This window comes from Burkholderia cepacia ATCC 25416 (genome assembly GCF_001411495.1).
GTDB lineage: Bacteria > Pseudomonadota > Gammaproteobacteria > Burkholderiales > Burkholderiaceae > Burkholderia > Burkholderia cepacia.
On the sequence record NZ_CP012981.1, the window covers coordinates 3,053,870 to 3,076,793 of the forward strand.

Here is a 22,924-nt window from a genome sequence, read left to right on the forward strand (position 1 = left end):
CACGGACGCCGCGTTCAGAACGGCAGCTTGAAGCCCGGGGGCAGCGGCAGGCCGGACGTCATGCCGCTCATCTTTTCCTGCGACGTCGCTTCGGCCTTGCGCACGGCGTCGTTGAACGCAGCCGCGACGAGATCCTCGAGCATGTCCTTGTCGTCCGCGAGCAGGCTCGGGTCGATCGACACGCGACGCACTTCGTTGCGGCACGTCATCGTCACCTTGACGAGGCCGGCGCCCGACTGTCCTTCGACTTCGATCAGCGCAAGCTGCTCCTGCATCTTCTTCATGTTTTCCTGCATTTGCTGCGCTTGCTTCATCAGTCCGGCGAGGTTGCCTTTCAACATGGGAATACTCCTTCTTGATCGTGTGAAAACCGGCACGCGGCGCGTGCCGGCCAATGTGTGGGCGTGATTGTGCCTGTCGCGGGGCGCTCAGTTCAATGCAGCGTCGGCGGCGGGCCGTCCGGCGCCGCGTCGGCGAGCGGGCGCACCGAACCCTCGACGATGCGCGCACCGAAGTCGCGCACGAGCTGCTGGACGAACGGATCGCCGTGAATCTCCTGCTCGGCCTCACGCTGGCGTGCTGCGCGCGCAGCCGCATCGAGTGCCGCCGCCGTACGCCGGGCGGGCCCGATTTCGACGGCCACCTCGACCGGTTTGCCGAGCGCATCGGCCAGCGCGGCCTTCAGCTTCGCCACCTGCGCAGCGTCCGCATATTGCGGCACCGGCACTGAAAGTTTCAACGTAGTCGCATCGACGGCCGTCAGCTCGCTGTTGAACGCGAGCTGGTACGCGACGCCCTTGAGCGGCAGCCGCGCGGCCAGCGCCGGCCACTCGCCATCGAAGCCGACCGGATCGAGCGCGATCGCGGGCGGCAGCGGACGCGTGTCGACCGGAGCGGACGGGCGGGCTTCCGCCGGCTTCGGCGTCACGCGCACATCGTCGGGGCCGCTGTCGAATACCGGCACGAAGCCGTCGTCGGGCGGGCCGCCAAACATCTCGTCGGCACTGAGCGGCACGTATTCGTCCGGCGGGATGTCCTCCCACGGCGGCGGGGCCTGACGTGCATCGGCTGCCTGCGGCGCACGGGCCGCCGCGCGCGGCGTCGGTACCTGTACGGCGGCGGGACGCGGCGCGACGGGCTTCTCGGCGGCCGGCTGGGCGGCCGGTTTCGCGGCGGCGCCTGCACGACCGCGGTCGGACGACACGCGCATCCCCGCATTGCGCAGCACGTCCAGCGCGGCGGCGGCTCCCCCGGAACGCGCTGCCGGACGGGCGGCGGGCTCGGGCGACGCAGCGCGCGGCACCGGTTCGGCCGGCGCAGCCGGCGTGTCGCTTCGCTGCACAACCGCAGCCGGCGGCTCGGGTTCATTGCGGGCGGGTGTCGGCCTCTCGCTGGCCGGCTCCGCTTGCGGTACTGCGGCCACGCGCGGCTGCGGCGTATCGACGACCGGCTCATCAACCTGGGCCGGGGATGCCGGGACGGCAGCCGGCTTCTCAGCCGGCTGGTCTGCTTCGCCGCCAGCCGGTGCCGGCGCCGCACGCACAACCGGCGCCGCTGGCGCGGCCGTTGCCGTAGCCTGCGGCCGCGCTGCCTCGACAGGTGCGGCGGATACCGGCTTCGCCACGGCAGCCGACGCCGCCGCCACGCGCGGCCCCGGCACCGCACGCGGCACGGACGGCTGTCCGCCCGGCGCGCTGCCGGTTGCCACAGCCGGCTCGAACGCGAGCATCCGCAGCAGCGTCATCGTGAAACCGGCGTATTCGTCCGGCGCCAGGCCGAGTTCCGCGCGGCCGACCGTCGCGATCTGATAGAACAGCTGGACCTGCTCGGGGCTCAGCGTCTCCGCGAAGCGGCGCAGGTCGCCCGCTTCGGGCCATTCGTCAAGCACCGAGCCCGGCGCGAACTGCGCCCACGCGATCCGGTGCAGCAGGCTCGCGAGATCCTGAAGCGCGGTCGAGAACGACAGGCTGCGCAGCGACATCTCGTCGGCAATCGCAAGGATTTCGGGGCCGCTGCCCGCGGCAAGCGCGTCGAGCAGACGCACCATGTAAGTCTGGTCGAGCGCGCCGAGCATGCCCGACACGGCCGACTCGGTCACCTCGTTTGCCGAATAGGCGATCGCCTGGTCGGTGAGGGACAGCGCGTCACGCATGCTGCCCTGCGCGGCACGCGCGAGCAGGCGCAGCGCCTGCGGCTCGAACGTGATGTGTTCTTCGCCGAGAATCCGTTCGAGATGCGACACGATATGCCCGGCCGGCATCTGCTTCAGGTTGAACTGCAGACAGCGCGACAGCACGGTGACGGGAATTTTCTGCGGATCGGTCGTCGCAAGGATGAACTTGACGTGCGGCGGCGGCTCTTCGAGCGTCTTCAGCATCGCGTTGAACGCGTGATTCGTCAGCATGTGCACTTCGTCGATCATGTAGACCTTGAAGCGCGCATCGACGGGCGCGTACACGGCGCGCTCGAGCAGCGCGGCCATTTCATCGACGCCGCGGTTGCTCGCGGCATCCATCTCGACGTAATCGACGAAACGCCCTTCGTCGATCTCGCGACAGGCGCGACACACGCCGCACGGCTGCGACGTGACGCCGGTTTCACAGTTGAGTGCCTTGGCGAAGATCCGCGACAGCGTCGTCTTGCCGACACCGCGGGTTCCGGTAAACAGATAGGCGTGATGGAGACGCCCGCCGTCGAGCGCGTGCGTGAGCGCCCTGACGACGTGCTCCTGGCCGACGAGCGAAGCGAAATCCTTCGGACGCCACTTGCGTGCGAGAACTTGATAGGTCATCGGGAAATTGTATCAGTAACGCTGCGTCGCGCCGACACGCGAAACGGTGCGAAAGACAGGCAACGCGCAGGTAAAACGGAGTGTGGTGCAGAAATAAAAAACGCCCGGCGAACGGGGCGAGAAGGAAGGTGACGAGCCCGACCCTCGGCACTGGCGGAAAACGATTGTGGCTGCTTCGTTCCCGACCTGACCAGGTTCACCGCCCCACCATGCGAGGAGGCCCGTCACGGCATATTCTATCACCGCTTCCGGATGAATGCGACCGTTTGTTCGCACCAATGCGAATATGACCGGACAAACCGGCGCGCATCGGGTCGCACGACGCTCGCCCGCATCGAATTGCCTGCGTCCCCTTGTAATTTACGGGCCGGCCTCCACCTGCAGGGCACAACGGTCGAACGGCGCGTCGTACCCCTACTCGCGTAGCGGCTACTATCGCCGCCCGCAGCAGATAGCAATTTAAGCTAATATGACGCCCGAACGACCCGCGAGCCGCGGCATGCAGCGCTTACACCCCTCCTGTCCGGAGAGCGGAGTGACCTGCCGCAGCGGCCGGCAGCCAACGGCGGCCGGTACGCCGCAACGCGCAAGCAGGCAGTCCCCGAACCGTAAGAGGTATTGACCCAATGAGCGAACAGATCAAACACATCAGCGACGCATCGTTCGAACAGGACGTCGTCAAGTCCGACAAGCCCGTGCTCGTCGATTTCTGGGCCGAATGGTGCGGCCCGTGCAAGATGATCGCCCCGATCCTCGACGAAGTCGCGAAGGACTACGGCGACAAGCTGCAGATCGCGAAGATCAACGTCGACGACAACCAGGCAACGCCCGCCAAGTTCGGCGTGCGCGGCATCCCGACGCTGATCCTGTTCAAGAATGGCGCGGCCGCCGCGCAGAAGGTCGGCGCGCTGTCGAAGTCGCAGCTCACCGCATTCCTGGACAGCCACCTGTAATACCGGCAGTTCCGCGGACGTGTTGTCAACCGGCAACACGTCCGCCGTCAAGCCGCCGTTCGCTCGCTCAAGCGCGAATCGGCCTATGCTAGAATCAAAAAACGTCTACAAGACGCATTTAAGTCTCTGAGCGCTTCCGCTCGCCCTCCTCCCTTTATTTCTTTCGTCGTCTCCTCCCTGGCGGGTTCTCCGTATGCATTTATCCGAGCTCAAGTCTCTGCACGTGTCCGAACTGATCGAAATGGCCAATGGCCTCGAGATCGAAAACGCGAACCGCCTGCGCAAGCAGGAGTTGATGTTTGCCATTCTTAAAAAGCGCGCCAAGACGGGAGAGACGATCTTCGGTGACGGTACGCTCGAAGTGCTGCCGGACGGTTTCGGCTTCCTGCGCTCACCGGAAATGTCGTACCTCGCGAGCACCGACGACATCTACATCAGCCCGTCGCAGATCCGCCGCTTCAACCTGCACACCGGCGACACCATCGAAGGTGAAGTCCGCACGCCGAAGGACGGCGAACGCTACTTCGCGCTGGTGAAGGTCGACAAAGTCAACGGGCAGCCGCCCGAGGCCTCGAAACACAAGATCATGTTCGAGAACCTCACGCCGCTGCACCCGAACAAGCCGCTCTCGCTCGAACGCGAAATGCGCGGCGAAGAGAACGTCACGGGCCGCATCATCGACATGATCGCGCCGATCGGCAAAGGCCAGCGCGGCCTGCTCGTCGCATCGCCGAAGTCGGGCAAGACCGTGATGCTCCAGCACATCGCGCACGCGATCAAGCAGAACCACCCGGACGTGATCCTGTTCGTGCTGCTGATCGACGAGCGCCCTGAAGAAGTGACCGAAATGCAGCGCTCGGTCGCGGGCGAAGTGATCGCCTCGACGTTCGACGAACCGGCCACGCGCCACGTCCAGGTCGCCGAAATGGTGATCGAGAAGGCCAAGCGCCTCGTCGAAATGAAGCACGACGTCGTGATCCTGCTCGACTCGATCACGCGTCTCGCACGCGCATACAACACCGTGATCCCGGCGTCGGGCAAGGTGCTGACGGGCGGTGTCGACGCGAACGCACTGCAGCGTCCGAAGCGCTTCTTCGGCGCGGCGCGCAATATCGAGGAAGGCGGCTCGCTGACGATCATCGGCACCGCACTGATCGAAACCGGCAGCCGCATGGACGACGTGATCTACGAAGAGTTCAAGGGCACCGGCAACATGGAAGTGCACCTCGAGCGCCGCCTCGCGGAAAAGCGCGTCTATCCGTCGATCAACCTGAACAAGTCGGGCACGCGCCGCGAAGAAATGCTGATCAAGCCCGAGATCCTCCAGAAGATCTGGGTGCTGCGCAAGTTCATCCACGACATGGACGAAGTCGAGGCAATGGAATTTCTGCTCGACAAGATCCGCCAGACGAAGAGCAACTCCGAGTTCTTCGACCTGATGCGCCGCGGCGGCTAAGCGCCCCCGCCCCGCACCGAACGGCCGCCCGCGCATCCTGCCCGGCGGCCGTTTTTCGGCGCCAACCTGAACGTGAACGCACAGGTTGATCTACAATCGCGCCATCGCCCGGATCGAATTCCCTCCACGCCCCATGCCGAACGACACCTCCAACCCGTTGCTGACCGTGAGCGATGCCGCGTCGCGACTCGGCGTCACGCCGCGCACGCTGAAGTATTACGAGGAGCGCGGACTCGTCACGCCGTCGCGCAGCGAGGGCCGCTACCGCCTCTACGACGAAGCCGACCTCGAGCGCTTCGCGCGCATCCTGCGGCTGCGCGCGCTCGGCTTCTCGCTGCACGGCATCACCGAAATGCTGAAGCGCCCGCTCGAAGAAACGGCCGACGGCCGGCGCCGCTACTCGGAAGCGTCGCTGCGCGATATCCGTACCGGCCTCGCCGAGCAGATCGATACGCTCGACCGGCGGATCGCGGCCGTCCAGCGCGAGCTGAAGGAAGCCGTCGCGCTGCGCAAGGAACTGCAGCACGACATCGACTACGTCGAGCGGCGTCTTGCCGGCGAAAACGCCGACGCGCTGATCGCGCAGCGGCAGGCCGAAAGCGGCACGCGGCGCGCGCGCAAGGCTCGCGAATGAACGCGATGCCCGGTCGCCCGCCGCTATGGAGCCGCGCGAACCTGCGCGCGGACCTGTTCCCGTGGGCGCTCGCGCTCGTCACCGGCATCGACTATTTCGACAACGCGGCCTTCTCGTTCTTCGCGAGCTACATCGCGGGCGGCATCAACGCTTCGCCCGACGAACTCGTGTGGTCGTCGAGCGCTTACGCGGTCACAGCCGTACTCGGCATCCTGCAGCAGCAATGGTGGGTCGACCGGCTCGGCCATCGCCGCTACGTCGCCGGCTGCATGCTGATGTTCTCGTTCGGCGCGATCGCGGCCGCGATCGCCGACACGTCGCTCGAACTCGCGTTCGCGCGCGGTTTCCAGGGATATTTCATCGGCCCGATGATGGGCGCGTGCCGGATCCTGATCCAGATCAGTTTCAAGCCGCAGGAACGGCCGCCCGCGACGCGCGCGTTCCTCATCATGATCCTGCTCGGCAGCGCGCTCGCGCCGATCGTGGGTGGCCTGCTCGTCGCGCATTCGACATGGCGCGCACTGTTTGCATGCACGGCGCCGGCCGGCATCGCGTTCGCGATCCTCGCGCTGCTCACGCTGCCCGACTCGGGCCGGACGCCGGACGACGAACGCGGTTCCGGACACTTCTGGCCGTACGTCGTGTTCGCACTCGCACAAGGTGCGCTGCAGATCGTGCTGCAGCAGGTGCATTACCAGCTCTACAGCGGCTCGCCGATGCTGATCCTGCTGACGATCGCGGGGATCGGCGCGCTCGCGTGGTTCGCGTATCACCAGTGGAACCATCCGACGCCGCTCGTGCGCCTTCACGCGTTCCGCGAACGGACGTTCCAGGTCGGGCTGCTGCTCTACATGTTCTATTACTACGAGTCGACAGGCTTCAGTTACCTGACCTCGCGGCTTCTCGAAGGCGGGCTCGGCTATCCGGTCGAGAACGCCGGGCGGCTCGTCGGCACGATGTCGCTGATTTCGGCCACCGCGCTGTTCGCCTACCTGCGTTACGCGAAATTCGTCACGCACAAGAAGTGGTTCGTCGTGCCGGGGTTCGCGATCGCCATCACGGCCGCGCTGTGGATGACGCGAATGACGCCGCAGGTCGGCGAAGCCGCGCTGATCGTCCCGCTGCTGCTGCGCGGGCTGCTCCTGCTCTTCATCGTGCTGCCGGTGGCCAACCTGACGTTCCGGATCTTCGCGATCGACGAATATACGCACGGCTACCGGCTGAAGAACATCGTGCGGCAACTGACGATCTCGTTTGCGACGTCGTCGGTGATCATCGTCGAACAGCACCGCGTGGCCGTGCACCAGACGCGACTCGTCGAGCGTGCGAACGTGTTCGATCCGCTGTTCCAGCAGACCGCCGATGCGCTGACGCGCAGCTATGCGGCCGCCGGCCACGCGCTGAGCGACGCGCACGGGCTCGCGATCGCGTCGATCGCGCGCATGGTCGCGCAACAGGCGTCGTTTCTCGCGTCGCTCGACGGCTTTTACTTCCTGGCCGGCGTGGCGCTCGTCGGCGGCCTCTTCGCGGCATGGCAAAAAGAGATCGATTGAGTTAAAAGACAGGCTTTGGATTTCCGCGAGCCGCCTTCATGCTCTCGAAACTGACCCGCTGGTTCGACGACCGCCGCCGCGACCGCGCGCTGCGCAGCCATCCGATCCCCGACGCGCTATGGCACGACACCGTCGAGCGCCTGCCGTTCCTCGCGGCGCTGTCGCCCGACGCGCTCGGCCGGCTGCGCGAACTGACGAGCCTGTTCGTCGCGAAGAAATCGTTCTCGACCGCGCACGGGCTCGAGCTGACCGACGCGATGATCGTCGCGATCGCCGCGCAGGCCTGCCTGCCCGTGCTGAATCTCGACCTGTCGCTGTACGACGGCTGGGTCGGCGTCGTCGTGTATCCGGGCGAATTCGTGATCCGCAAGACGGTGCAGGACGAGGACGGCGTCGTCCACGAAGTGGAGCAGGACGCGAGCGGCGAGGCCTGGGAAGGCGGCCCCGTGATCCTGTCGTGGGAGGATGCGCAGATGACGGACGGCCGCGACGCGTACAACGTCGTGATCCACGAGTTCGCGCACAAGATCGACATGGTCAACGGCGCAGCCGACGGCTATCCGCCCCTTTTTCGCCGCTGGCACGCGCCGTACCTCGATGCGCAGGCCTGGGCCGACGTGTTCGAGCACGCGTACGACCAGTTCTGCGCGCGCGTCGACGCAGTGCCGGACCGCGCGTGGGCACGCTTCGAGCGGGAATCGCTGATCGATCCGTATGCGGCCGACCACCCGTCCGAATTCTTCGCGGTGTGCAGCGAAGCGCTGTTCGTACGGCCGAAAGCGTTCGAGTCCGAATTTCCGGAGCTATACCGGCTGCTCGCGCGCTACTACCGGCAGGATCCGGCCGGCACCGGCGCACTCGACGCACCGTGAAAATAATTCGTCAACCATCTGATTTTCTGGCATAATCGCCGTTTTTCGACCTTAGGCAAGTGGCTCGCGCCGGGCTTGACGTCGGCCGGATCGCGCAACTTTGTGCGGCACGGCACGGCAAGCGGCGGGTTGGCTACCGCTCTCACCAAGGAAAATCATGAAACCTGGCATTCACCCGGATTACCGCGAAGTCGTCTTCCAAGACATGTCGAACGGCTTCAAGTTCATCACGCGCTCGACGATCCAGACGCGTGAAAACATCGAACTCGACGGCAAGACCTACCCGCTCGCCAAGATCGAAGTGTCGTCGGAATCGCACTCGTTCTACACGGGTCAGCAAAAGATCATGGACACGGCCGGCCGTGTCGAGAAGTTCAAGAACAAGTTCGGCGTTCGCGCCAGCGGCAAGGCGAAGTAAGCTTCGCACCGCATCCGGTGGTTGCAACGCACCGGTATCGCACAAAAGGGCAGCCCAGGCTGCCCTTTTTTGTCTCTGCTCGCCGGGAAAGCACCGGCCGGCGTCCGGGCATCGGCCTGACGCGCAACTGCCGGCGCGTCTACAATGCCGGATGCTCGAAACCGGCTCGACCGCGCGCACCCGCGCCGGCCGCCCGCCCATAACAAATCGCTCATCTGCATGAAGCCTGTCGTCCGTCTCACCGCCTCCGCCACGCGTGCGCTGCCGCGCTGGCTGCTGCTTACCCTCTGCTTCGTCTACGCAGCGTTCGGCCTGTTCGGCCGCGACCCGTGGAAGAACGAGGACGCGGCGGGCTTCGGCGTGATGTGGACGATGGCCAAGGGCGGCTGGCACGACTGGCTGCTGCCGAACCTCGTCGGCAAGTTCATCACGACCGACGGGCCGCTCGGCTACTGGCTCGGCGCGCTGTCGATCCGCGGCCTCGGCCCGTGGGTCGATGCGAGCAACGCGTCGCGCGTCGATACCGGCGTGCTGTTCTGCGTCGCGTGCGCGTTCGTCTGGTACGCAGCCTACCTGCTCGGCCGGCGTGCCGAGGTCCAGCCGTTCAAATACGCATTCGGCGGCGAACCCGAGCCGCGCGACTACGGCCGCACGCTCGCCGACGGCGCGCTGCTGGTGCTCGTCGCCTGCTTCGGCCTCGCGGAGCGCGGGCACGAAACGACGCCGCAGCTCGCGCAGTTCGCTTGGATCGCCATGCTCGTCTACGGGATCGTCCGCGGCATCGACAAGCCGATGCAGGGCGCACTGTGGTGGGGGCTCGCGATCGGCCTCGTCGCCCTGTCCGGCAACCCGGTGCTCGTCGTCGCCCTGCTCGCCGGCACGGCCGTGCTGTGGCTCGTCACGCCCGAGATGCGCAACCTGCGCCTGCCGCTGGTCGGCGTACCGCTCGCGGCCGCGATCTTCGCGCTGTGGCCGCTTGCCGCGTTCGTCGCGGCGCCCGACGACGCCGCATGGTTCTTCAACCAGTGGATTCACGGCAGCCTGATGCGCTTTTCCGGCCCGCCGACCGCCGTGCTCGGCTATGCGGCAAAGAACCTGCCGCTGTTCACGTGGCCCGCGTGGCCGCTCGCGATCTGGGCATGGTGGAGCTGGGCCGGCATGCGCCGCCGCGCGCACGTCGCGATTCCGCTGTCGGTCGCCGTGCCGCTCGTCGCGCTCGTGATCCTGCAGAGCCAGCAGTCGAACCGCATGTACATGCTGCTGATGCCGCCGCTCGCGGTGCTCGCGACGTTCGCGCTGCCGACCCTCAAGCGCGGCGCGATCAACGCGATCGACTGGTTCGCGGTGCTGAGCTTCACGATCATCGGCACCTTCGTGTGGCTCGTGTGGCTTGCCTCGCTCACGGGCTTCCCGCATCCGCTCGCCCGCAACCTCGCGCGCCTCGTGCCCGGCTACGAGCCGCACTTCAAGATCCTGTCGTTCGTCTGCGCGGTCATCGCCACGGTGTGCTGGTGCTTCCTCGTGCGCTGGCGCATCTCGCGGCAGCCGAAGGTTCTGTGGCGCAGCGTCGTGCTGTCGGGTGCCGGCACCACGCTGATGTGGGTGCTGCTGATGACGCTGTGGCTGCCGATCGTCAATTACGGCCGGACCTATCGCGACGTCGCGCAGCAGATCGCCGTGCACCTGCCGTCCGACTACGAGTGCATCGCGCCCGTGCGGCTCGGTGACGCGCAGATCGCGACCTTCGCGTATTTCGGCAACATGCGCTTCGATTTCTCCGGCGACTGCGACGTGATCCTGCGCCAGGACCGCGCGGACTTCGGCGAGCCGAGCTCCATGTCGCAATACGTGTGGCGTCTCGTGTGGGAAGGCCGCCGCGTCGCCGACCGCGACGAGCGCTTCCGCCTGTACGAGCGCATCGAACGGCCGAAGACGCCCGTCAAGCGGCGTCCGCCGCGCCGTCAGCCGGCCGACTGACGATGTTCGGCGACATCCGCCGAATCGTCGGTCTCGCATGGCCGGTGCTCGTCGGCCAGCTCGCGATCATCGCGTTCGGCGTGATCGACACCGCGATGGTCGGCCGCTACTCGGCCGTCGATCTGGCCGCGCTCGGGCTCGGCTCGTCGATCTACGTGTCGATCTACATCGGCCTGACGGGCATCCTGTCCGCGCTGCAGCCGATCACCGGGCAACTGTACGGTGCGCGACGCTATGCCGAAATCGGCGAGGAAGTGCGCCAGGCGCTGTGGCTCGCGCTGCTGCTCGCGGTGCCCGGCTTTCTCCTGCTGCATTTTCCCGAACCGCTGCTGCGCGTCGCGCACGCACCCGCCGCGCTGCACGACCGCACCGTCGACTACCTGCGCATCCTGTCGTACGGGCTGCCCGCCAGCCTCGTCTTCCGCATCTACAACGCGCTGACCAACGCGGCCGGCAAGCCGCGCCTCGCGATGATCCTGCAGATCGGCGCGCTGGTGCTCAAGTTTCCGCTCAACGTGTGGTTCATCTTCGGCGGGTTCGGCGTACCGGCCCTCGGCGGCCCCGGCTGCGGGCTCGCGAGCACGCTGATCAACTGGGCGCTCGCACTGATCGGCTACACGCTGCTCGCGAAGCTCGACGTGTTCGCGCCGCTCGCGATCTTCTCGCGCTTCTGCTGGCCGGTCTGGGAACGCCAGAAGGCGATCCTGAAACTCGGCGTGCCGATGGGCCTGTCGTACCTGATCGAGGTCACGTCGTACACGTGCATGGCGCTGTTCATCGCGCAATTCGGCACGACGACGCTCGCCGGCCACCAGATCGCCGGCAACATCGGCGCGGTGCTGTACATGACGCCGCTGTCGATCGGCGTGGCGGCGTCGACGCTGGTCGCGCGCGCGCTCGGCGCCGGACGGCCCGAAGAAGCCCGACTGCTCGGCCGCCACAGCGTGATCTTCGCGTGCGGCATTGCCGCGACATACGGCCTGCTCGTGTTCGTGCTGCGACCGCTGATCATCGGCGGCTATACGCCGAACCCGGCCGTCGCCGCGGCCGCGATGCCGCTCGTCGCGATCGTCGCGTGCTACCACGTCTTCGATGCGCTGCAGGTCACGTCGGCGTTCGTGCTGCGGGCCTACAAGGTCGCGGTCGTGCCGACCGTGATCTATGCGGTCGCGCTGTGGGGCGTCGGGCTCAGCGGCGGCTACGTGCTCGGCTTCGACGTGGGCGGCATCGCGCCCGCGTGGCTGACCGGCGCGCGCGGCTTCTGGTTCGCGAACACGGTCAGCCTGATGCTCGCGGGCGCCGGGCTCGTGCTGTACCTGCGCCGGGTGAGTCGCGCGCGCACTCCGGCGCCGGCCTGACGCGCCGCCCGCTACCTGTCCTCCAGCACGTCGGCCGCATGGTACGACGACCGCACGAGCGGGCCGGCGACGACTTCCCTGAAACCGAGCGCCAGCGCGTCGTCGCGCCACGCGGCGAATGCCTCCGGGCTCACGTAGCGTCGCACCGGCAGGTGATGCGCCGACGGCGCCAGATACTGGCCGAGCGTCAGCACGTCGACTTCGTGCGCGCGCAGGTCGCGCAGCGTGTCGCGCACCTCGTCGTCGCGCTCGCCGAGCCCGAGCATCAGTCCCGACTTCGTCACGAGCGTCGGCCGCGCGGCCTTCGCCTGCGCGAGCAATTCGAGCGAGCCGCGATAGTCGGCGCCCGGTCGCGCCGCGCGATACAGCGACGGCACCGTCTCGATGTTGTGGTTGAACACGTCGGGCCAGGCCGTCGACAGCGCATCGAGCGCACGGGCCACGCGGCCGCGGAAGTCCGGCGTCAGCACTTCGACGCCGATGCCCGGCACACTCGCACGTACCGCCGCGATGCACGCGGCGAAATGCGCGGCGCCGCCGTCGCGCAAGTCGTCGCGGTCGACCGACGTGATCACGACGTAGCGCAGGCCGAGCGCCGCGGCCGTGTCGGCCAGCCGCGCCGGCTCGTCGGGATCGAGCGGCTCGGGACGACCGTGCGCGACGTCGCAGAACGGGCAGCGCCGCGTGCACAGGCCGCCCATGATCATGAAGGTCGCGGTGCGCTGCGCGAAGCACTCGCCGATGTTCGGGCACATCGCCTCCTCGCAGACGGAATGCAGCCGATGGTCGCGCAGCACGGCAGCCATGTCGGCCACCGCCGCGCTCATCATCGGCCGCGCGCGCAGCCACGGCGGCTTCGGCAGCGCCGCGCCTGCCGCGGGCTCGACGCGCACCGGAATGCGCGCGAGCTTGTCGCGGCTTCTCGCGCCCGGCTGGCCGAGCGCCGTGAGACTGGGTCGTTCGAGCGCGGCGGCCATCGTCAGTCTCCGAGGAACGCGACGATCAGGCGGTTCACGTCGGCGGCCGCCTCCATCTGCACCATGTGCCCGCGGCCGGCGATCACTTCGGCACGCACGCCGTCGGGCAAAGCCTGCGCGTGATGCGCCGGGATCACCTGGTCGCGCTCGCCCCAGATCACGAGCGTGCGCGGCGCAAGCGTCGCGAGCCGGCCGCGGAACACACGCCGCTGTGCGGCGCCGTCGAACGCCGCGTTCGCGATCTTCTCGAGCGCGGCCTGCACGCCTTCGAGCCGCTTGTACTTGACGAGATCCTCGACGAGCTGCCGCGTGACCAGCGCGTTGTCCGCGAACAGCGCACCGAGGTGCGGCTTCAGCGTGTTGCGGCTGTTGCCGGCGACGAAACCGTCGATGTAAGCGCGGTTGATGTCGGTACCGAGCCCCGCGCTCGCGATCAGCGTCAGCGACGCGACGCGTTGCGGCGCGCGTTCCGCGGCCGCCATCGCAACCGCGCCGCCCATCGAATGGCCGATCAGGTGCGCCTGGTCGATGCCCTTCGCATCGAGCAGCGCGAGCACCGCGTCGGCCAGTTCGTCGAGGCTACCCGTCTCGACCGCCTTGCCCGATTCGCCATGGCCGGGCAGGTCCAGTGCCCACACGGGCCGGTGCGCGGCGAGATCCGCGTGATTGAACAGCCAGTTATTCAGGTCGCCGCCGAAGCCGTGAATCAGCACGGCGGGTGTGCCGGTGCCTTCGCCGAGCTTCAGGAAGCGCACCGTCCGGCCGCCGATCTGCGCCTTCTCGGGTTGCGGGCCGGCCGCTTCGTCGGAGGCCGCGCTCGGCACGAAATCGCGCTGGAAATCGGCGATCGCCGCGTCGATGTCCGCATCGCTCGCATCGGCCGCCGCGACGACGCCGAGCAGCGCGCCGACCGGCAGCGTCTCGCCTTCCTGCGCGACCTGCCGGCGCAGCGTGCCGTCGAACGCGCATTCGACGCCCGACGAGATCTTGTCGGTCTCGACGTCGAGCACTTCGTCGCCCTTCGTCACGCGTTCGCCGATCGTCTTCAACCAGCCGTTGACCTGCCCCTGCTCCATCGACAGCCCCCACTTGGGCATCGTGATCATGTGAATCGACATCGTGTCAGCTCCTCGTCTTCAGGACCGCCTGCGCAATCGCATCGGCGGACGGGATATACAGGTCTTCCAGCACGCTCGCGAACGGCGCGGGCGTGTGCGGCGCGGTCACGAGCTCGATCGGTGCCTTCAGCGCATGGAACGCGCGCTGCGCGACGAGCGCGGCAATGTCGGTCGCGATCGAGCAGCGCGGGTTCGCTTCGTCGACGACCACGACGCGCCCGGTGCGCTCCGCGCTTTCGAGGATCGTTTCCTCGTCGAGCGGCGACGTCGTGCGCAGATCGATCACGTCGACCTGGATGCCGTCCTTCGCGAGCTTCGCGGCCGCGTCCATCGCGAGATGCACCATCCGGCCGTACGTGACGATCGTCGCGTCGTTGCCGTCGCGCATCACGTTTGCCTCGCCGAACGGAATGGCATAGGACTCCTCCGGCACGTCGCCTTCGCGGGTATAGAGCAGCTTGTGTTCGAGGAAGATCACGGGATCGTTGTCGCGGATCGCCTGGATCAGCAGCCCCTTCGCGTCGTACGGCGTCGACGGGCACACGACCTTCAGCCCCGGGATGTGCGTGAACAGCGACGTGAGCATCTGCGAGTGCTGCGCGGCCGCGCGCAGCCCGGCGCCGTACATCGCGCGGATCACGACCGGCGTCACGGCCTTGCCGCCGAACATGTAGCGGAACTTGGCGGCCTGGTTGAAGATCTGGTCGAAGCACACGCCCATGAAATCGATGAACATCAGCTCCGCGACCGGCCGCATCCCGCATGCGGCCGCACCGACCGCCGCGCCGATGTAGCCGCCCTCCGACAGCGGCGTGTCGAGCACGCGGCCCGGAAACTTGTGGAACAGCCCCTTCGTCACGCCGAGCACGCCGCCCCACGCGTCGTCCTCGCCCGGCGCGCCCGCGCCGCCTGCATTGTCCTCGCCCATCACGATCACGCTGTCGTCGCGCGCCATTTCCTGCGCGAGCGCCTCGTTGATCGCCTGCGAATAAGTAATCTTCCTTGCCATGTCTGTCTCCTGGAATGTTCGGTTCGCCGTGTCGGCCGCGGTGTCAGGCCGCGCTCACGGGTACGACACGTAGACGTCGGTCAGCAGGTCCGCTGCGTCCGGCAGCGGCGCGGCCTTGGCCTGCGCGACCGCGTCGTCGATCAGCGCCTTCACCTGGGCATCGACCGCGCGCAGATCGGCGGTCGTCAACGCTTCGGCCCGCACGACGCGCGTCTCGAAATGCTTCAGGCAGTCCTTCTCGTCGCGCAGCTTCTGCACCTCGCCGGGTGCGCGATAGGTCTGCGCGTCGCCTTCGAAGTGGCCGAAATAGCGCGTGAACTTCACCTCGACGAGCGTCGGGCCGCCGCCGTTGCGCGCGCGCTCGACGGCTTCGCCGAGCGCTTCGTGCACCGCGAAGAAGTCGAAGCCGTCGACGATCACGCCCGGCATCCCGAACCCGTTCGCGCGATCGGCGATGTTGTCGGTCGCGACCGACCAGCTCGACGACGTCGCCTCCGCATAACCGTTGTTTTCGGCGACGAAGATCGCGGGCAGCCGCCACACCGACGCGAGGTTCATCGATTCGAAGATCACGCCCTGGTTCGACGCGCCGTCGCCGAAGAAGCACACGCCGACGCCGCCCGTCTTCTTGTGCTTCGCCGCGAGCGCCGCGCCGCACACGAGCGGGCCGCCCGCGCCGACGATCCCGTTGGCGCCGAGCATCCCCATCGACAGGTCGGCGATGTGCATCGAGCCGCCCTTGCCGTGGCAGACGCCGGTTTTCTTGCCGTAGATCTCGGCCATCATCCCGTGCACGTCGACGCCCTTCGCGATGCAATGGCCGTGGCCACGGTGCGTGGTCGCGACGTAGTCGTCGAGGCCGAGGTGCAGTATCGTGCCGACCGCGGACGCCTCCTCGCCCGCGTACAGGTGAACGAAGCCGGGGATCTCGCCGGTCGCGAATTCGACGTGCAGGCGCTCCTCGAATTCGCGGATCGTGCGCATCAGCCGGTAGGCGTCCAGCAGCTTGTCCCTGCTGAGCTGTGTCGAAACGGTCATGTGTGTCTCCTGGGTAGGTCTGACTGCGAATGCCGCCGCGGCGATGCCGTGGCGACGGATTGCACGGCCTGCGGCCGTCAGTGGAACGTGAAGCCGCCGTCGACGTTCACGGCCTGGCCCGTCACGTTGTCCATCGTCGCGAAGAACAGCGCGAGCCGGCCCATGTCCTCCGGCGTCTGCGCGCGGCCCTGCGGGATCAGCGTCAACTGGTGCCGCTGCCACGATTCCTCGACCGTTTCGCCGTCGGCCTTCCATTCGTCGGACAGCCGGTCCCACATATAGGTACGGACGATGCCGGGGCAGATCGCGTTGACGGTCACGCCGTCGCGCGCAAGCTCCTTCGCGAGCGCGTTCGTGAAGCCGACGACCGCGAATTTCGATGCGCTGTAGTGCGCGAGATTCGGAAAGCCTTCCTTGCCGGCGATCGACGCGACGTTGATGATCCGGCCGCGGCCCTGCGCCTTCAGGTGCGCGAGCGCCGCGCGGCAGCCGAGGAAGGTGCCCTTCGCGTTCACGTCCATCACGACATCCCAGTCGCGCTCGGTCAGTTCGGCGACCGGATGAATGCTGATCACGCCCGCGCAATTCACGAGGATGTCGAGCCGGCCGAGTTCGGCGAGCGCCTGCGCGACCATCGCGTCGACCTGCGCGGCCTGCGTGACGTCGACCTTCGCGACCGCCGCCCGCCGGCCGAGCGCGCGTACCTCGCGCGCGGTGGCGTCGAGCGCGTCGTCGAGCAGGTCGGCCAGCAGGACGTCGGCGCCCGCGCCGGCAAGCGTCAGCGCAATGCCGCGGCCGATGCCGCGCGCGCCGCCCGTGACGATGGCGACCTGTCCTTCGAGTGAAGCCGTCATGGCAATGTCTCCTTGAGGATCGTTATGGAAGTCGAAACGTCATGCGAAACAGCAGCGACTCAGTCGTGCCACGCGCCGGCATCGCGCAGCAGTTGCCGCGACGACGCGTAGCGCAGCGTGCGGCCGACATCGACCGTCAGCGGCCCACGCCAGTCGAGCGAGATCTCGTAGCGATCGCCGCGCGCGACCTCGATCTCGCGTTCACCGTCGAACGCGAGCGTGCCGCGCTCGAACGGGATCGTCTGCCACGCGCCCGGCTCGAGCCGTTCGCAACTGCGCATCACGACGCGATCGATGCGGCCCGGCGCAATCGGCGCGACGAGCGGCGTGCCGGCCGCCTTGCCTTCGGCCGCGAAGCGCATCGCGAGCCCGTGCGGCGCGCTGCGTTCGAGCGGCGCCCACGCGCCGCCGAGCGCGGACAGGCCGATCCCGTCCGGTTCCGCGAACGTCAGGTAGAGCGAATCGATGTCGTCGGACCCCGAGATCGCACGGGCGCCGATGAAGCGCTGGCGCGCGGCGCACACGTCGACGAGCGCGATCTCCTCGCGCCCCGGCTGCGCGCCCGCCACGCAGCGCACGACGAGCCGCTTGTTGCGCGTGAACGCGACTTCGGCCGGCACCGCGCCGGTCGCGGCGAGTCCTGCCGCGACGCCCGCGACGGTTGCCTCGCGATGTTCGGGAAACGCGTTGTTGGTGCCGGTGGACAGCGCGACGAGCGGTGTCGCGCCACAGTGCGCGGCCACGGCGCGATGCGTGCCGTCGCCGCCGAGCACGACGATCAGCGCGACTTCCATGCGGTGCAGGTACGCGGCACCGGCCTGTGTGTCGGCGACGGTATCGGTGATCGGCAGGTCGACGAATTCGACCTCGGGCCAGCGCTCGTGCGGCGCGACCGCGCGATGCGTGTCGATCGCGCGCAGCAGCAGCGTCGCGATGCCCGTGCGGTCGCGCAGCGTCAGCACGCGCTCGACGCCCATCGCGCCGAGGCCGGCCAGCAGGCGCACGATCATGTTCGCCTTCTCCGCCGTCGGAAACACGGAGGCATGCGTCGTGAGGCGGCGGATGTCGCGCCCCGATGCGGGGTTCGCGATCACGCCGACGGTAACGGGCGTCGTCACGGGTTCGTCTCCATCCAGTTGGCCGGCCCCGGCGCATTGCTGTACGCCGCGGCCCTGCCCGTCTCGTCCGCTGCCATCGCCGGGCGGCGGATCTTCATCGTCGACGCGACCGCGCCGACCTGCCCGTGATCTCTGCAAGCGGCGTGCCATCGAGCGTGCGATGTCCGTGAAACCCGTGTGCACGCTGGCGCGGCGGGCATGTCGACGCCGCCGGTTCGCTGCCGGAGCCACGGCGCGCGCGGCAATTCCGCCCGTTCGTCTCACCCCGTCGATGCGACGAAACGGCCGCCGCGACGCCGGTGCAAGCGCGCCGTTGCGCCCGCAAACCCCGCGCTGTCGCGGCGCCGCGCGGGCCGCGTCATGCCGGACGATCCGCGCATGCCGCACATGCGCGCGTCTCAGCGACACGAGACAGCGCGCGATACCGGTGAGACGAACGTCTCACGCCCGCCGCGTGCTGCGATGCAATGTGATCCGTCGAACGGGATGTGCTACAAGAACATCGCATTCCCCGCCGTACGGAACCGGAGCCGACCATGCCTTACGCCGTCCCCCAGGCCCAGCACGCCGACCGTGTGCTCGGCGCGCTCGCCGGACGCCTGCCCGCGCCGGCCGAATCCACGCGCCTCGTGTCATCGTGGCAACGGTCGCTCGAGCGCTACCGTCTCGACCCCGCTTCGTCGATCGGCCCGCGCGTGCTGACCGCGGCGGAGCTGCGCGAAGTGCGCGACAAGGAAGAGGCCTTCCTGCGCGCGTCGGGCCAGTGCCTGACGCGGCTGCACGACATGATCCGCGTCGCCGACTACTGCGTGATGCTGACCGACGCGCACGGCGTGACGATCGACTACCGGATCGACCGCGAGCGCCGCAACGACTTCCGCCACGCGGGGCTGCACATCGGCTCGTGCTGGTCGGAAAGCGAGGAAGGCACCTGCGGTGTCGCGAACGTGCTGACCGATCTCGCGCCGATCACCGTGCACAAGACCGATCACTTTCGCGCGGCCTTCACGACGCTCACCTGCAGCGCGGCGCCGATCTTCTCGCCGGGCGGCGAGCTGATCGGCGTGCTCGACGCGTCGGCCGTTCAATCGCCCGACGGCCGCGACAGCCAGCGTCTCGTCTATCAGCTCGTACGGCAGAGCGCGGCGCTGATCGAGGACGGCTACTTCGTGCACAGCACCGCGCAGCACTGGATCCTGTTCGGGCATCCGAATCGTCACTACGTCGAAGCGCAACCCGAGTGGCTGATCGCGTTCGACGAATGCGGCAATATCGTCGCCGCGAACCGGCAGGCGCGCGACGCACTGCCGGCGCTGCGCGAACCGCGCCATATCGACGAGATCTTCGATGCGACCGAGATGCCGCTGCGCGATGCCGCGCGGCTCGATGCGATCGTCGCGCTGCGGTTGCGCGCGACCGGCGCGCCGCTCTATGCGCGGCTGCGCGCGCCGCTACGGCGCACCGGCCGCGAGCCCGGCACGGCCTCGCGCCGCCCGGGCACCACGCAACGCCACGTCGGCGCGCTGACGCCGTTCCTGCACAGCAGTGACGCGCATATCGCACAACAGGCCGAACTCGCGTTGCGTGTCGCAAGCAAGCGGCTGCCGATTCTCGTGCTCGGCGAGACCGGTGCGGGCAAGGAAGTGTTCGCGCGCGCGATCCACGACGCCGGCGCGCGGCGCGCGCGGCCGTTCGTCGCCGTCAACTGCGGCGCACTGCCGGAAGCACTGATCGAGAGTGAATTGTTCGGCTATGCGGCCGGCGCGTTTACCGGCGCGCGCAAGCACGGCGCGCGCGGCAAGATCGCACTCGCCGACGGCGGCACGCTGTTCCTCGACGAAATCGGCGACATGCCGCTCGCGCTGCAGACCCGCCTGTTGCGCGTGCTCGCCGATGGCGAGGTCGTGCCGCTCGGCAGCGATACGCCCGTGCGCGTCGATCTCGACGTGATCTGCGCGACGCACCGCGATCTCGCGCGCATGGTGGCCGACGGCACGTTCCGCGAGGATCTGTACTACCGGCTGAGCGGCGCGACGTTCGAACTGCCGCCGCTGCGCGAGCGCGCGGACGTGCGCGACGTGATCGCCACCGTGTTCGCCGAGGAGGCGCAGGCAACCGGCCACGTGCTGACACTCGATGCAACGCTCGCCGAACAGCTCGCCGCGTACCCGTGGCCCGGCAACGTGCGGCAGCTGCGCAACGTGCTGCGCTATGCGTGCGCGGTGTGCGACGCCGCGCGCGTGACGCGACAGGATCTGCCGGCCGATATCGCCGCGCAGCTCGGCGGCGCATCGACTGCCCTGCCTGACGACGAGCGCGGCCGCATCGTCGCCGCGCTCACCGCGCACCGCTGGCGGCCCGACGCCGCCGCGCAGGCGCTCGGCATCTCGCGCGCGACGTTGTACCGGCGCATCGCGAAGCATCGGATCGTCGCGCCGCACCGCGCGTGACGTGCGGGTGCCGGCGCGCGCCCCGTCACGCGAGCTGCCCGACCGCGTCGTTCGCGTCGCTTGTCTCTCCGGCCGCTTCGTCGAGCCGCGCGAACACCTCGCGCGCCGCGAACAGCGCGTTGAGCGCCGCCGGGAAACCCGCGTACACGGACATCTGCATGAACACCTCGACGATCTCGTCGCGCGTGCAGCCCACGTTCAGCGCGGCCTCGATATGCACCTTCAGCTGCGGCTGCGCGTTGCCGAGCGCGGCCAGCGCCGAGATCGTCGCAATCTCGCGCGCCTTCAGGTCGAGTTGCGGCCGGCTGTAGATGTCGCCGAAGCCGAACTCGACCAGCAGCCGTGCGAAGTCCGGGGCGATCGGCGCGAGCGCCGCGATCACGCGTTCGCCCGCCTCCCCGTCGATTTCCTTCAGTTTGTTCCAGCCGCGCGTGTAGCGGTCTTCAACGAGTCGTTCCATGGTGTCCGTCCTGTTCCGATGGGGAGTGAGAGGGTTTTGCCCGTCGTGCCGCATCGCGCTCCTGTGCCTCGTAGTACGCGATCTTGTCGCTGATCACGTCGAGGCTCGCCTGCAGCTCCGCGAGATGCGCGCGCACCGCGTCGCGATGCGTGACCAGCAGGCGGCGCCGCTCACCGAAGGTCAGCTCGCCCTGCGCGCGCAGCGCCGCGAATTCCTGCATCTGCGCGATCGGCATGCCGGTCGCCTTCAGGCGCATCACGAAGGCCAGCCAGTCAAGGTCGGCCGGCGCATAGAGCCGGTGCCCGGCCGCCGTGCGCGAAATCGCACGCAGCAGGCCGGCCTGCTCGTAGTACCGCAGCGTATGCGTCGACAAGCCGGTCAGCTCGGCGACTTGCCCGATCGTCAGCGGACCGGTGGCGGAAGGTTTGGATACGGTTTTCGACATGGCAGGAACAAGGTTAGGAGTTAGAGTCAACTCTAAGTCAAGCGCTTTCGAACGGCCAGCGCGACGACGACCCACGACACCCCGCGACACCGTAAAGAATGGTCAAAACCGCTGCCCGGCGCGGGTTTCGGTCTTTACAGCGCCGCAAGCCTTCAGCAAGATTCGGTCAGCCTGTCTTAAAAAGGGCACGCATTTGTCCTATGCTTAACGGCGACGCCCGGCCAAGTCTCGCCCGCCGTCCGTTGCAACAGCCATTCATCCGTCAGAATCAGAACCAGGGAGCCTTTGCCATGCTGAAAAAGCTGCTGATGCTGTTCGTCGCGCTGTCGCTGTCACTCGCCGCAGGCCTTGCCGCGGCCGTCGAAGTCAACACGGCCGACCAGGCCGCGCTCGAATCCGTGAAGGGTCTCGGGCCCGTGAAGTCGAAGGCAATCATCGACGAACGCACCAAGAACGGCCCGTTCAAGGACGCGGACGATCTCGCGAACCGCGTAAAGGGCCTCGGCACGAAGTCGGTCGGCCATCTCGAGGAAAACGGCCTGACGATCGGCGGCTCGTCGACGCCGCCGAAGGGCGTGAAGCTGTCGAAGCCGGCCGCGACGACACCGGCGACCCCGTCGGCAACGACGTCGGCAGGCACCGCGTCGACGTCCACGACCACGACGGCCGGTACGACGGCCACTGCGCCGGCACCGGCGGCAAGCGCGCCGGACACGGCGGCGAAACCGGCCAAGGCCAAGCGCGCATCGAAGAAGGAAAAGGCCGCCGCGGCCGCGGCGGCATCCGCCGACGCGGGTGCGAGCGCACCCGCCGCGGCGTCGTCGGCCAAGGCGACGAAGGGTTCGAAGAAGAAAAGCAAGAAGGACAAGGCAGCCTCCGCCGCCGCGGCGTCGGGCGCCTGATGTGCGCCGCGCGCGCGACGGCGTGCGCGCGGCATTCGTTCAACGGGCGTCGTCGTCACGACGCCCTTTTCAGTAAAGGTGAAGCACCATGGGTCTCCTCGACATCGTTGGCGGTCTGCTCGGCGGCCAGGCCGGCGGCAACTCGCAAAGCGCGCTGATCACGACCGCGCTCGAATTCATCAACAACCAGCCGGGCGGCCTGAACGGCCTGATCGAGAAGTTCAAGGCGGGCGGCGCCGGCGACATCATCGGCTCGTGGGTCGGCAACGGCGAAAACCAGCCGATCTCGGCAGACACGCTGCAGAACGTGCTCGGCTCCGACGTCGTCGGCTCGCTCGCGAGCAAGGTCGGCATCGATCCGTCGCAGGCTTCGTCGATCCTCGCGCAGGTGCTGCCGCACGTCGTCAACGGCGCGACGCCGAACGGCGAAGTGCCGGCAGGCGGCCAGATCGATACGTCGAACGTGCTCGGCGCGCTCACGCAACTCGCCGGCATGTTCGGCGGCAACAAGCAGGGCTGAGCCCGCACCGCGCCGGCTGAC

At 68.1% G+C, this 22,924-nt stretch carries 21 protein-coding genes and 1 other RNA gene; 11 read left to right on the plus strand and 11 right to left on the minus strand.

Annotation, left to right across the window (positions count from 1 at the left end; all coding sequences use genetic code 11):
* Window positions 1-14 precede the first annotated feature (14 nt).
* From APZ15_RS14085 to ffs, 3 genes are all read right to left on the minus strand, one after another.
* Window positions 15-341 (minus strand): YbaB/EbfC family nucleoid-associated protein, encoded by a 327-nt coding sequence (locus APZ15_RS14085; RefSeq protein ID WP_006482124.1) that lies wholly within the window; start codon window positions 339-341, stop codon window positions 15-17.
* Between the two features lie 92 nt (window positions 342-433).
* Window positions 434-2,791: a DNA polymerase III subunit gamma/tau gene (locus APZ15_RS14090; RefSeq protein ID WP_027787225.1), complete on the minus strand. Its 2,358-nt coding sequence runs from the start codon at window positions 2,789-2,791 to the stop codon at window positions 434-436.
* A 127-nt stretch (window positions 2,792-2,918) separates the two neighbouring features.
* Window positions 2,919-3,017, minus strand: an RNA gene (ffs, locus tag APZ15_RS38460) — signal recognition particle sRNA small type.
* Window positions 3,018-3,417: 400 nt separating this feature from the next.
* Here ffs and trxA point away from each other — a divergent pair.
* From trxA to APZ15_RS14130, 8 genes are all read left to right on the plus strand, one after another.
* The gene (gene trxA / locus APZ15_RS14095; protein ID WP_006402348.1) at window positions 3,418-3,744 is read left to right on the plus strand and encodes a thioredoxin TrxA; all 327 of its coding nucleotides are present in this window, start codon (window positions 3,418-3,420) and stop codon (window positions 3,742-3,744) included.
* A gap of 193 nt (window positions 3,745-3,937) precedes the next feature.
* Window positions 3,938-5,200 carry a transcription termination factor Rho gene (gene rho, locus APZ15_RS14100; RefSeq protein ID WP_006478662.1) on the plus strand — a complete coding sequence of 421 codons (1,263 nt, stop codon included), beginning with the start codon at window positions 3,938-3,940 and terminating at the stop codon, window positions 5,198-5,200.
* A 133-nt stretch (window positions 5,201-5,333) separates the two neighbouring features.
* Window positions 5,334-5,834, plus strand: a complete 501-nt coding sequence (locus APZ15_RS14105; RefSeq protein ID WP_027787224.1) for a MerR family transcriptional regulator — start codon at window positions 5,334-5,336, stop codon at window positions 5,832-5,834.
* On the plus strand, window positions 5,831-7,387 hold the full coding sequence (locus APZ15_RS14110) for an MFS transporter (protein WP_027787223.1): 1,557 nt from the start codon (window positions 5,831-5,833) through the stop codon (window positions 7,385-7,387). Before APZ15_RS14105 ends, APZ15_RS14110 begins: the two co-directional genes overlap by 4 nt.
* Window positions 7,388-7,425: 38 nt before the next feature.
* The gene (locus tag APZ15_RS14115) at window positions 7,426-8,259 is read left to right on the plus strand and encodes a M90 family metallopeptidase (RefSeq protein ID WP_027787222.1); all 834 of its coding nucleotides are present in this window, start codon (window positions 7,426-7,428) and stop codon (window positions 8,257-8,259) included.
* A gap of 157 nt (window positions 8,260-8,416) precedes the next feature.
* Window positions 8,417-8,677 carry a type B 50S ribosomal protein L31 gene (locus tag APZ15_RS14120; protein WP_021156486.1) on the plus strand — a complete coding sequence of 87 codons (261 nt, stop codon included), beginning with the start codon at window positions 8,417-8,419 and terminating at the stop codon, window positions 8,675-8,677.
* Window positions 8,678-8,821: 144 nt separating this feature from the next.
* The gene (locus APZ15_RS14125; protein WP_027787221.1) at window positions 8,822-10,654 is read left to right on the plus strand and encodes an ArnT family glycosyltransferase; all 1,833 of its coding nucleotides are present in this window, start codon (window positions 8,822-8,824) and stop codon (window positions 10,652-10,654) included.
* Window positions 10,655-10,656: 2 nt separating this feature from the next.
* A complete protein-coding gene (locus APZ15_RS14130) occupies window positions 10,657-12,012 on the plus strand; it encodes an MATE family efflux transporter (RefSeq protein WP_027787220.1) in 1,356 nt (451 codons plus the stop codon).
* Between the two features lie 11 nt (window positions 12,013-12,023).
* Here the strand turns inward: APZ15_RS14130 and lipA are convergent, their stop codons facing one another.
* The 6 genes from lipA to APZ15_RS14160 form a co-directional block, all read right to left on the minus strand.
* Window positions 12,024-12,989 (minus strand): lipoyl synthase, encoded by a 966-nt coding sequence (gene lipA / locus APZ15_RS14135; RefSeq protein ID WP_027787219.1) that lies wholly within the window; start codon window positions 12,987-12,989, stop codon window positions 12,024-12,026.
* A gap of 2 nt (window positions 12,990-12,991) precedes the next feature.
* Window positions 12,992-14,107, minus strand: coding sequence for an acetoin dehydrogenase dihydrolipoyllysine-residue acetyltransferase subunit (locus APZ15_RS14140; protein WP_027787218.1), 1,116 nt, complete (start codon window positions 14,105-14,107; stop codon window positions 12,992-12,994).
* A 4-nt stretch (window positions 14,108-14,111) separates the two neighbouring features.
* The gene (locus APZ15_RS14145; protein ID WP_027787217.1) at window positions 14,112-15,116 is read right to left on the minus strand and encodes an alpha-ketoacid dehydrogenase subunit beta; all 1,005 of its coding nucleotides are present in this window, start codon (window positions 15,114-15,116) and stop codon (window positions 14,112-14,114) included.
* 54 nt (window positions 15,117-15,170) lie between these two features.
* A complete protein-coding gene (locus APZ15_RS14150; RefSeq protein ID WP_021156490.1) occupies window positions 15,171-16,154 on the minus strand; it encodes a thiamine pyrophosphate-dependent dehydrogenase E1 component subunit alpha in 984 nt (327 codons plus the stop codon).
* A gap of 77 nt (window positions 16,155-16,231) precedes the next feature.
* Window positions 16,232-17,008 carry an SDR family NAD(P)-dependent oxidoreductase gene (locus APZ15_RS14155; protein ID WP_027787216.1) on the minus strand — a complete coding sequence of 259 codons (777 nt, stop codon included), beginning with the start codon at window positions 17,006-17,008 and terminating at the stop codon, window positions 16,232-16,234.
* Between the two features lie 59 nt (window positions 17,009-17,067).
* A complete protein-coding gene (locus APZ15_RS14160; RefSeq protein WP_027787215.1) occupies window positions 17,068-18,126 on the minus strand; it encodes an ATP-NAD kinase family protein in 1,059 nt (352 codons plus the stop codon).
* A 536-nt stretch (window positions 18,127-18,662) separates the two neighbouring features.
* On the opposite strand from APZ15_RS14160, the gene APZ15_RS14165 reads away from it, so the two are divergent.
* A complete protein-coding gene (locus APZ15_RS14165) occupies window positions 18,663-20,576 on the plus strand; it encodes a sigma-54-dependent Fis family transcriptional regulator (RefSeq protein WP_027787214.1) in 1,914 nt (637 codons plus the stop codon).
* Window positions 20,577-20,601: 25 nt separating this feature from the next.
* On the opposite strand, the gene APZ15_RS14170 is transcribed toward APZ15_RS14165, so the two are convergent.
* The gene (locus APZ15_RS14170) at window positions 20,602-21,036 is read right to left on the minus strand and encodes a carboxymuconolactone decarboxylase family protein (RefSeq protein ID WP_027787213.1); all 435 of its coding nucleotides are present in this window, start codon (window positions 21,034-21,036) and stop codon (window positions 20,602-20,604) included.
* A complete protein-coding gene (locus tag APZ15_RS14175) occupies window positions 21,020-21,481 on the minus strand; it encodes a MerR family transcriptional regulator (protein ID WP_027787212.1) in 462 nt (153 codons plus the stop codon). Before APZ15_RS14175 ends, APZ15_RS14170 begins: the two co-directional genes overlap by 17 nt.
* Window positions 21,482-21,771: 290 nt before the next feature.
* Here APZ15_RS14175 and APZ15_RS14180 point away from each other — a divergent pair, with 290 nt between their 5' ends.
* Together APZ15_RS14180 and APZ15_RS14185 are read left to right on the plus strand one after the other, a co-directional pair.
* Complete coding sequence (locus APZ15_RS14180) at window positions 21,772-22,383, plus strand: ComEA family DNA-binding protein (RefSeq protein ID WP_027787211.1); 612 nt, start codon at window positions 21,772-21,774, stop codon at window positions 22,381-22,383.
* A gap of 88 nt (window positions 22,384-22,471) precedes the next feature.
* Complete coding sequence (locus tag APZ15_RS14185) at window positions 22,472-22,903, plus strand: YidB family protein (RefSeq protein ID WP_027787210.1); 432 nt, start codon at window positions 22,472-22,474, stop codon at window positions 22,901-22,903.
* Window positions 22,904-22,924: the final 21 nt, after the last annotated feature.

Bases quoted from the DNA above. Each gene is read 5' to 3' on its own strand.
- lipA (WP_027787219.1), bottom strand. From the start codon at position 12,989: ATGGCCGCCGCGCTCGAACGACCCAGTCTCACGGCGCTCGGCCAGCCG.
- rho (WP_006478662.1), top strand. From the start codon at position 3,938: ATGCATTTATCCGAGCTCAAGTCTCTGCACGTGTCCGAACTGATCGAA.
- APZ15_RS14165 (WP_027787214.1), top strand. From the start codon at position 18,663: ATGCCTTACGCCGTCCCCCAGGCCCAGCACGCCGACCGTGTGCTCGGC.
- APZ15_RS14170 (WP_027787213.1), bottom strand. From the start codon at position 21,036: ATGGAACGACTCGTTGAAGACCGCTACACGCGCGGCTGGAACAAACTG.
- trxA (WP_006402348.1), top strand. From the start codon at position 3,418: ATGAGCGAACAGATCAAACACATCAGCGACGCATCGTTCGAACAGGAC.
- APZ15_RS14125 (WP_027787221.1), top strand. From the start codon at position 8,822: ATGCCGGATGCTCGAAACCGGCTCGACCGCGCGCACCCGCGCCGGCCG.
- APZ15_RS14185 (WP_027787210.1), top strand. From the start codon at position 22,472: ATGGGTCTCCTCGACATCGTTGGCGGTCTGCTCGGCGGCCAGGCCGGC.
- APZ15_RS14155 (WP_027787216.1), bottom strand. From the start codon at position 17,008: ATGACGGCTTCACTCGAAGGACAGGTCGCCATCGTCACGGGCGGCGCG.
- APZ15_RS14150 (WP_021156490.1), bottom strand. From the start codon at position 16,154: ATGACCGTTTCGACACAGCTCAGCAGGGACAAGCTGCTGGACGCCTAC.
- APZ15_RS14145 (WP_027787217.1), bottom strand. From the start codon at position 15,116: ATGGCAAGGAAGATTACTTATTCGCAGGCGATCAACGAGGCGCTCGCG.
- APZ15_RS14180 (WP_027787211.1), top strand. From the start codon at position 21,772: ATGCTGAAAAAGCTGCTGATGCTGTTCGTCGCGCTGTCGCTGTCACTC.
- APZ15_RS14130 (WP_027787220.1), top strand. From the start codon at position 10,657: ATGTTCGGCGACATCCGCCGAATCGTCGGTCTCGCATGGCCGGTGCTC.
- APZ15_RS14110 (WP_027787223.1), top strand. From the start codon at position 5,831: ATGAACGCGATGCCCGGTCGCCCGCCGCTATGGAGCCGCGCGAACCTG.
- APZ15_RS14090 (WP_027787225.1), bottom strand. From the start codon at position 2,791: ATGACCTATCAAGTTCTCGCACGCAAGTGGCGTCCGAAGGATTTCGCT.
- APZ15_RS14175 (WP_027787212.1), bottom strand. From the start codon at position 21,481: ATGTCGAAAACCGTATCCAAACCTTCCGCCACCGGTCCGCTGACGATC.
- APZ15_RS14140 (WP_027787218.1), bottom strand. From the start codon at position 14,107: ATGTCGATTCACATGATCACGATGCCCAAGTGGGGGCTGTCGATGGAG.
- APZ15_RS14105 (WP_027787224.1), top strand. From the start codon at position 5,334: ATGCCGAACGACACCTCCAACCCGTTGCTGACCGTGAGCGATGCCGCG.
- APZ15_RS14120 (WP_021156486.1), top strand. From the start codon at position 8,417: ATGAAACCTGGCATTCACCCGGATTACCGCGAAGTCGTCTTCCAAGAC.
- APZ15_RS14115 (WP_027787222.1), top strand. From the start codon at position 7,426: ATGCTCTCGAAACTGACCCGCTGGTTCGACGACCGCCGCCGCGACCGC.
- APZ15_RS14085 (WP_006482124.1), bottom strand. From the start codon at position 341: ATGTTGAAAGGCAACCTCGCCGGACTGATGAAGCAAGCGCAGCAAATG.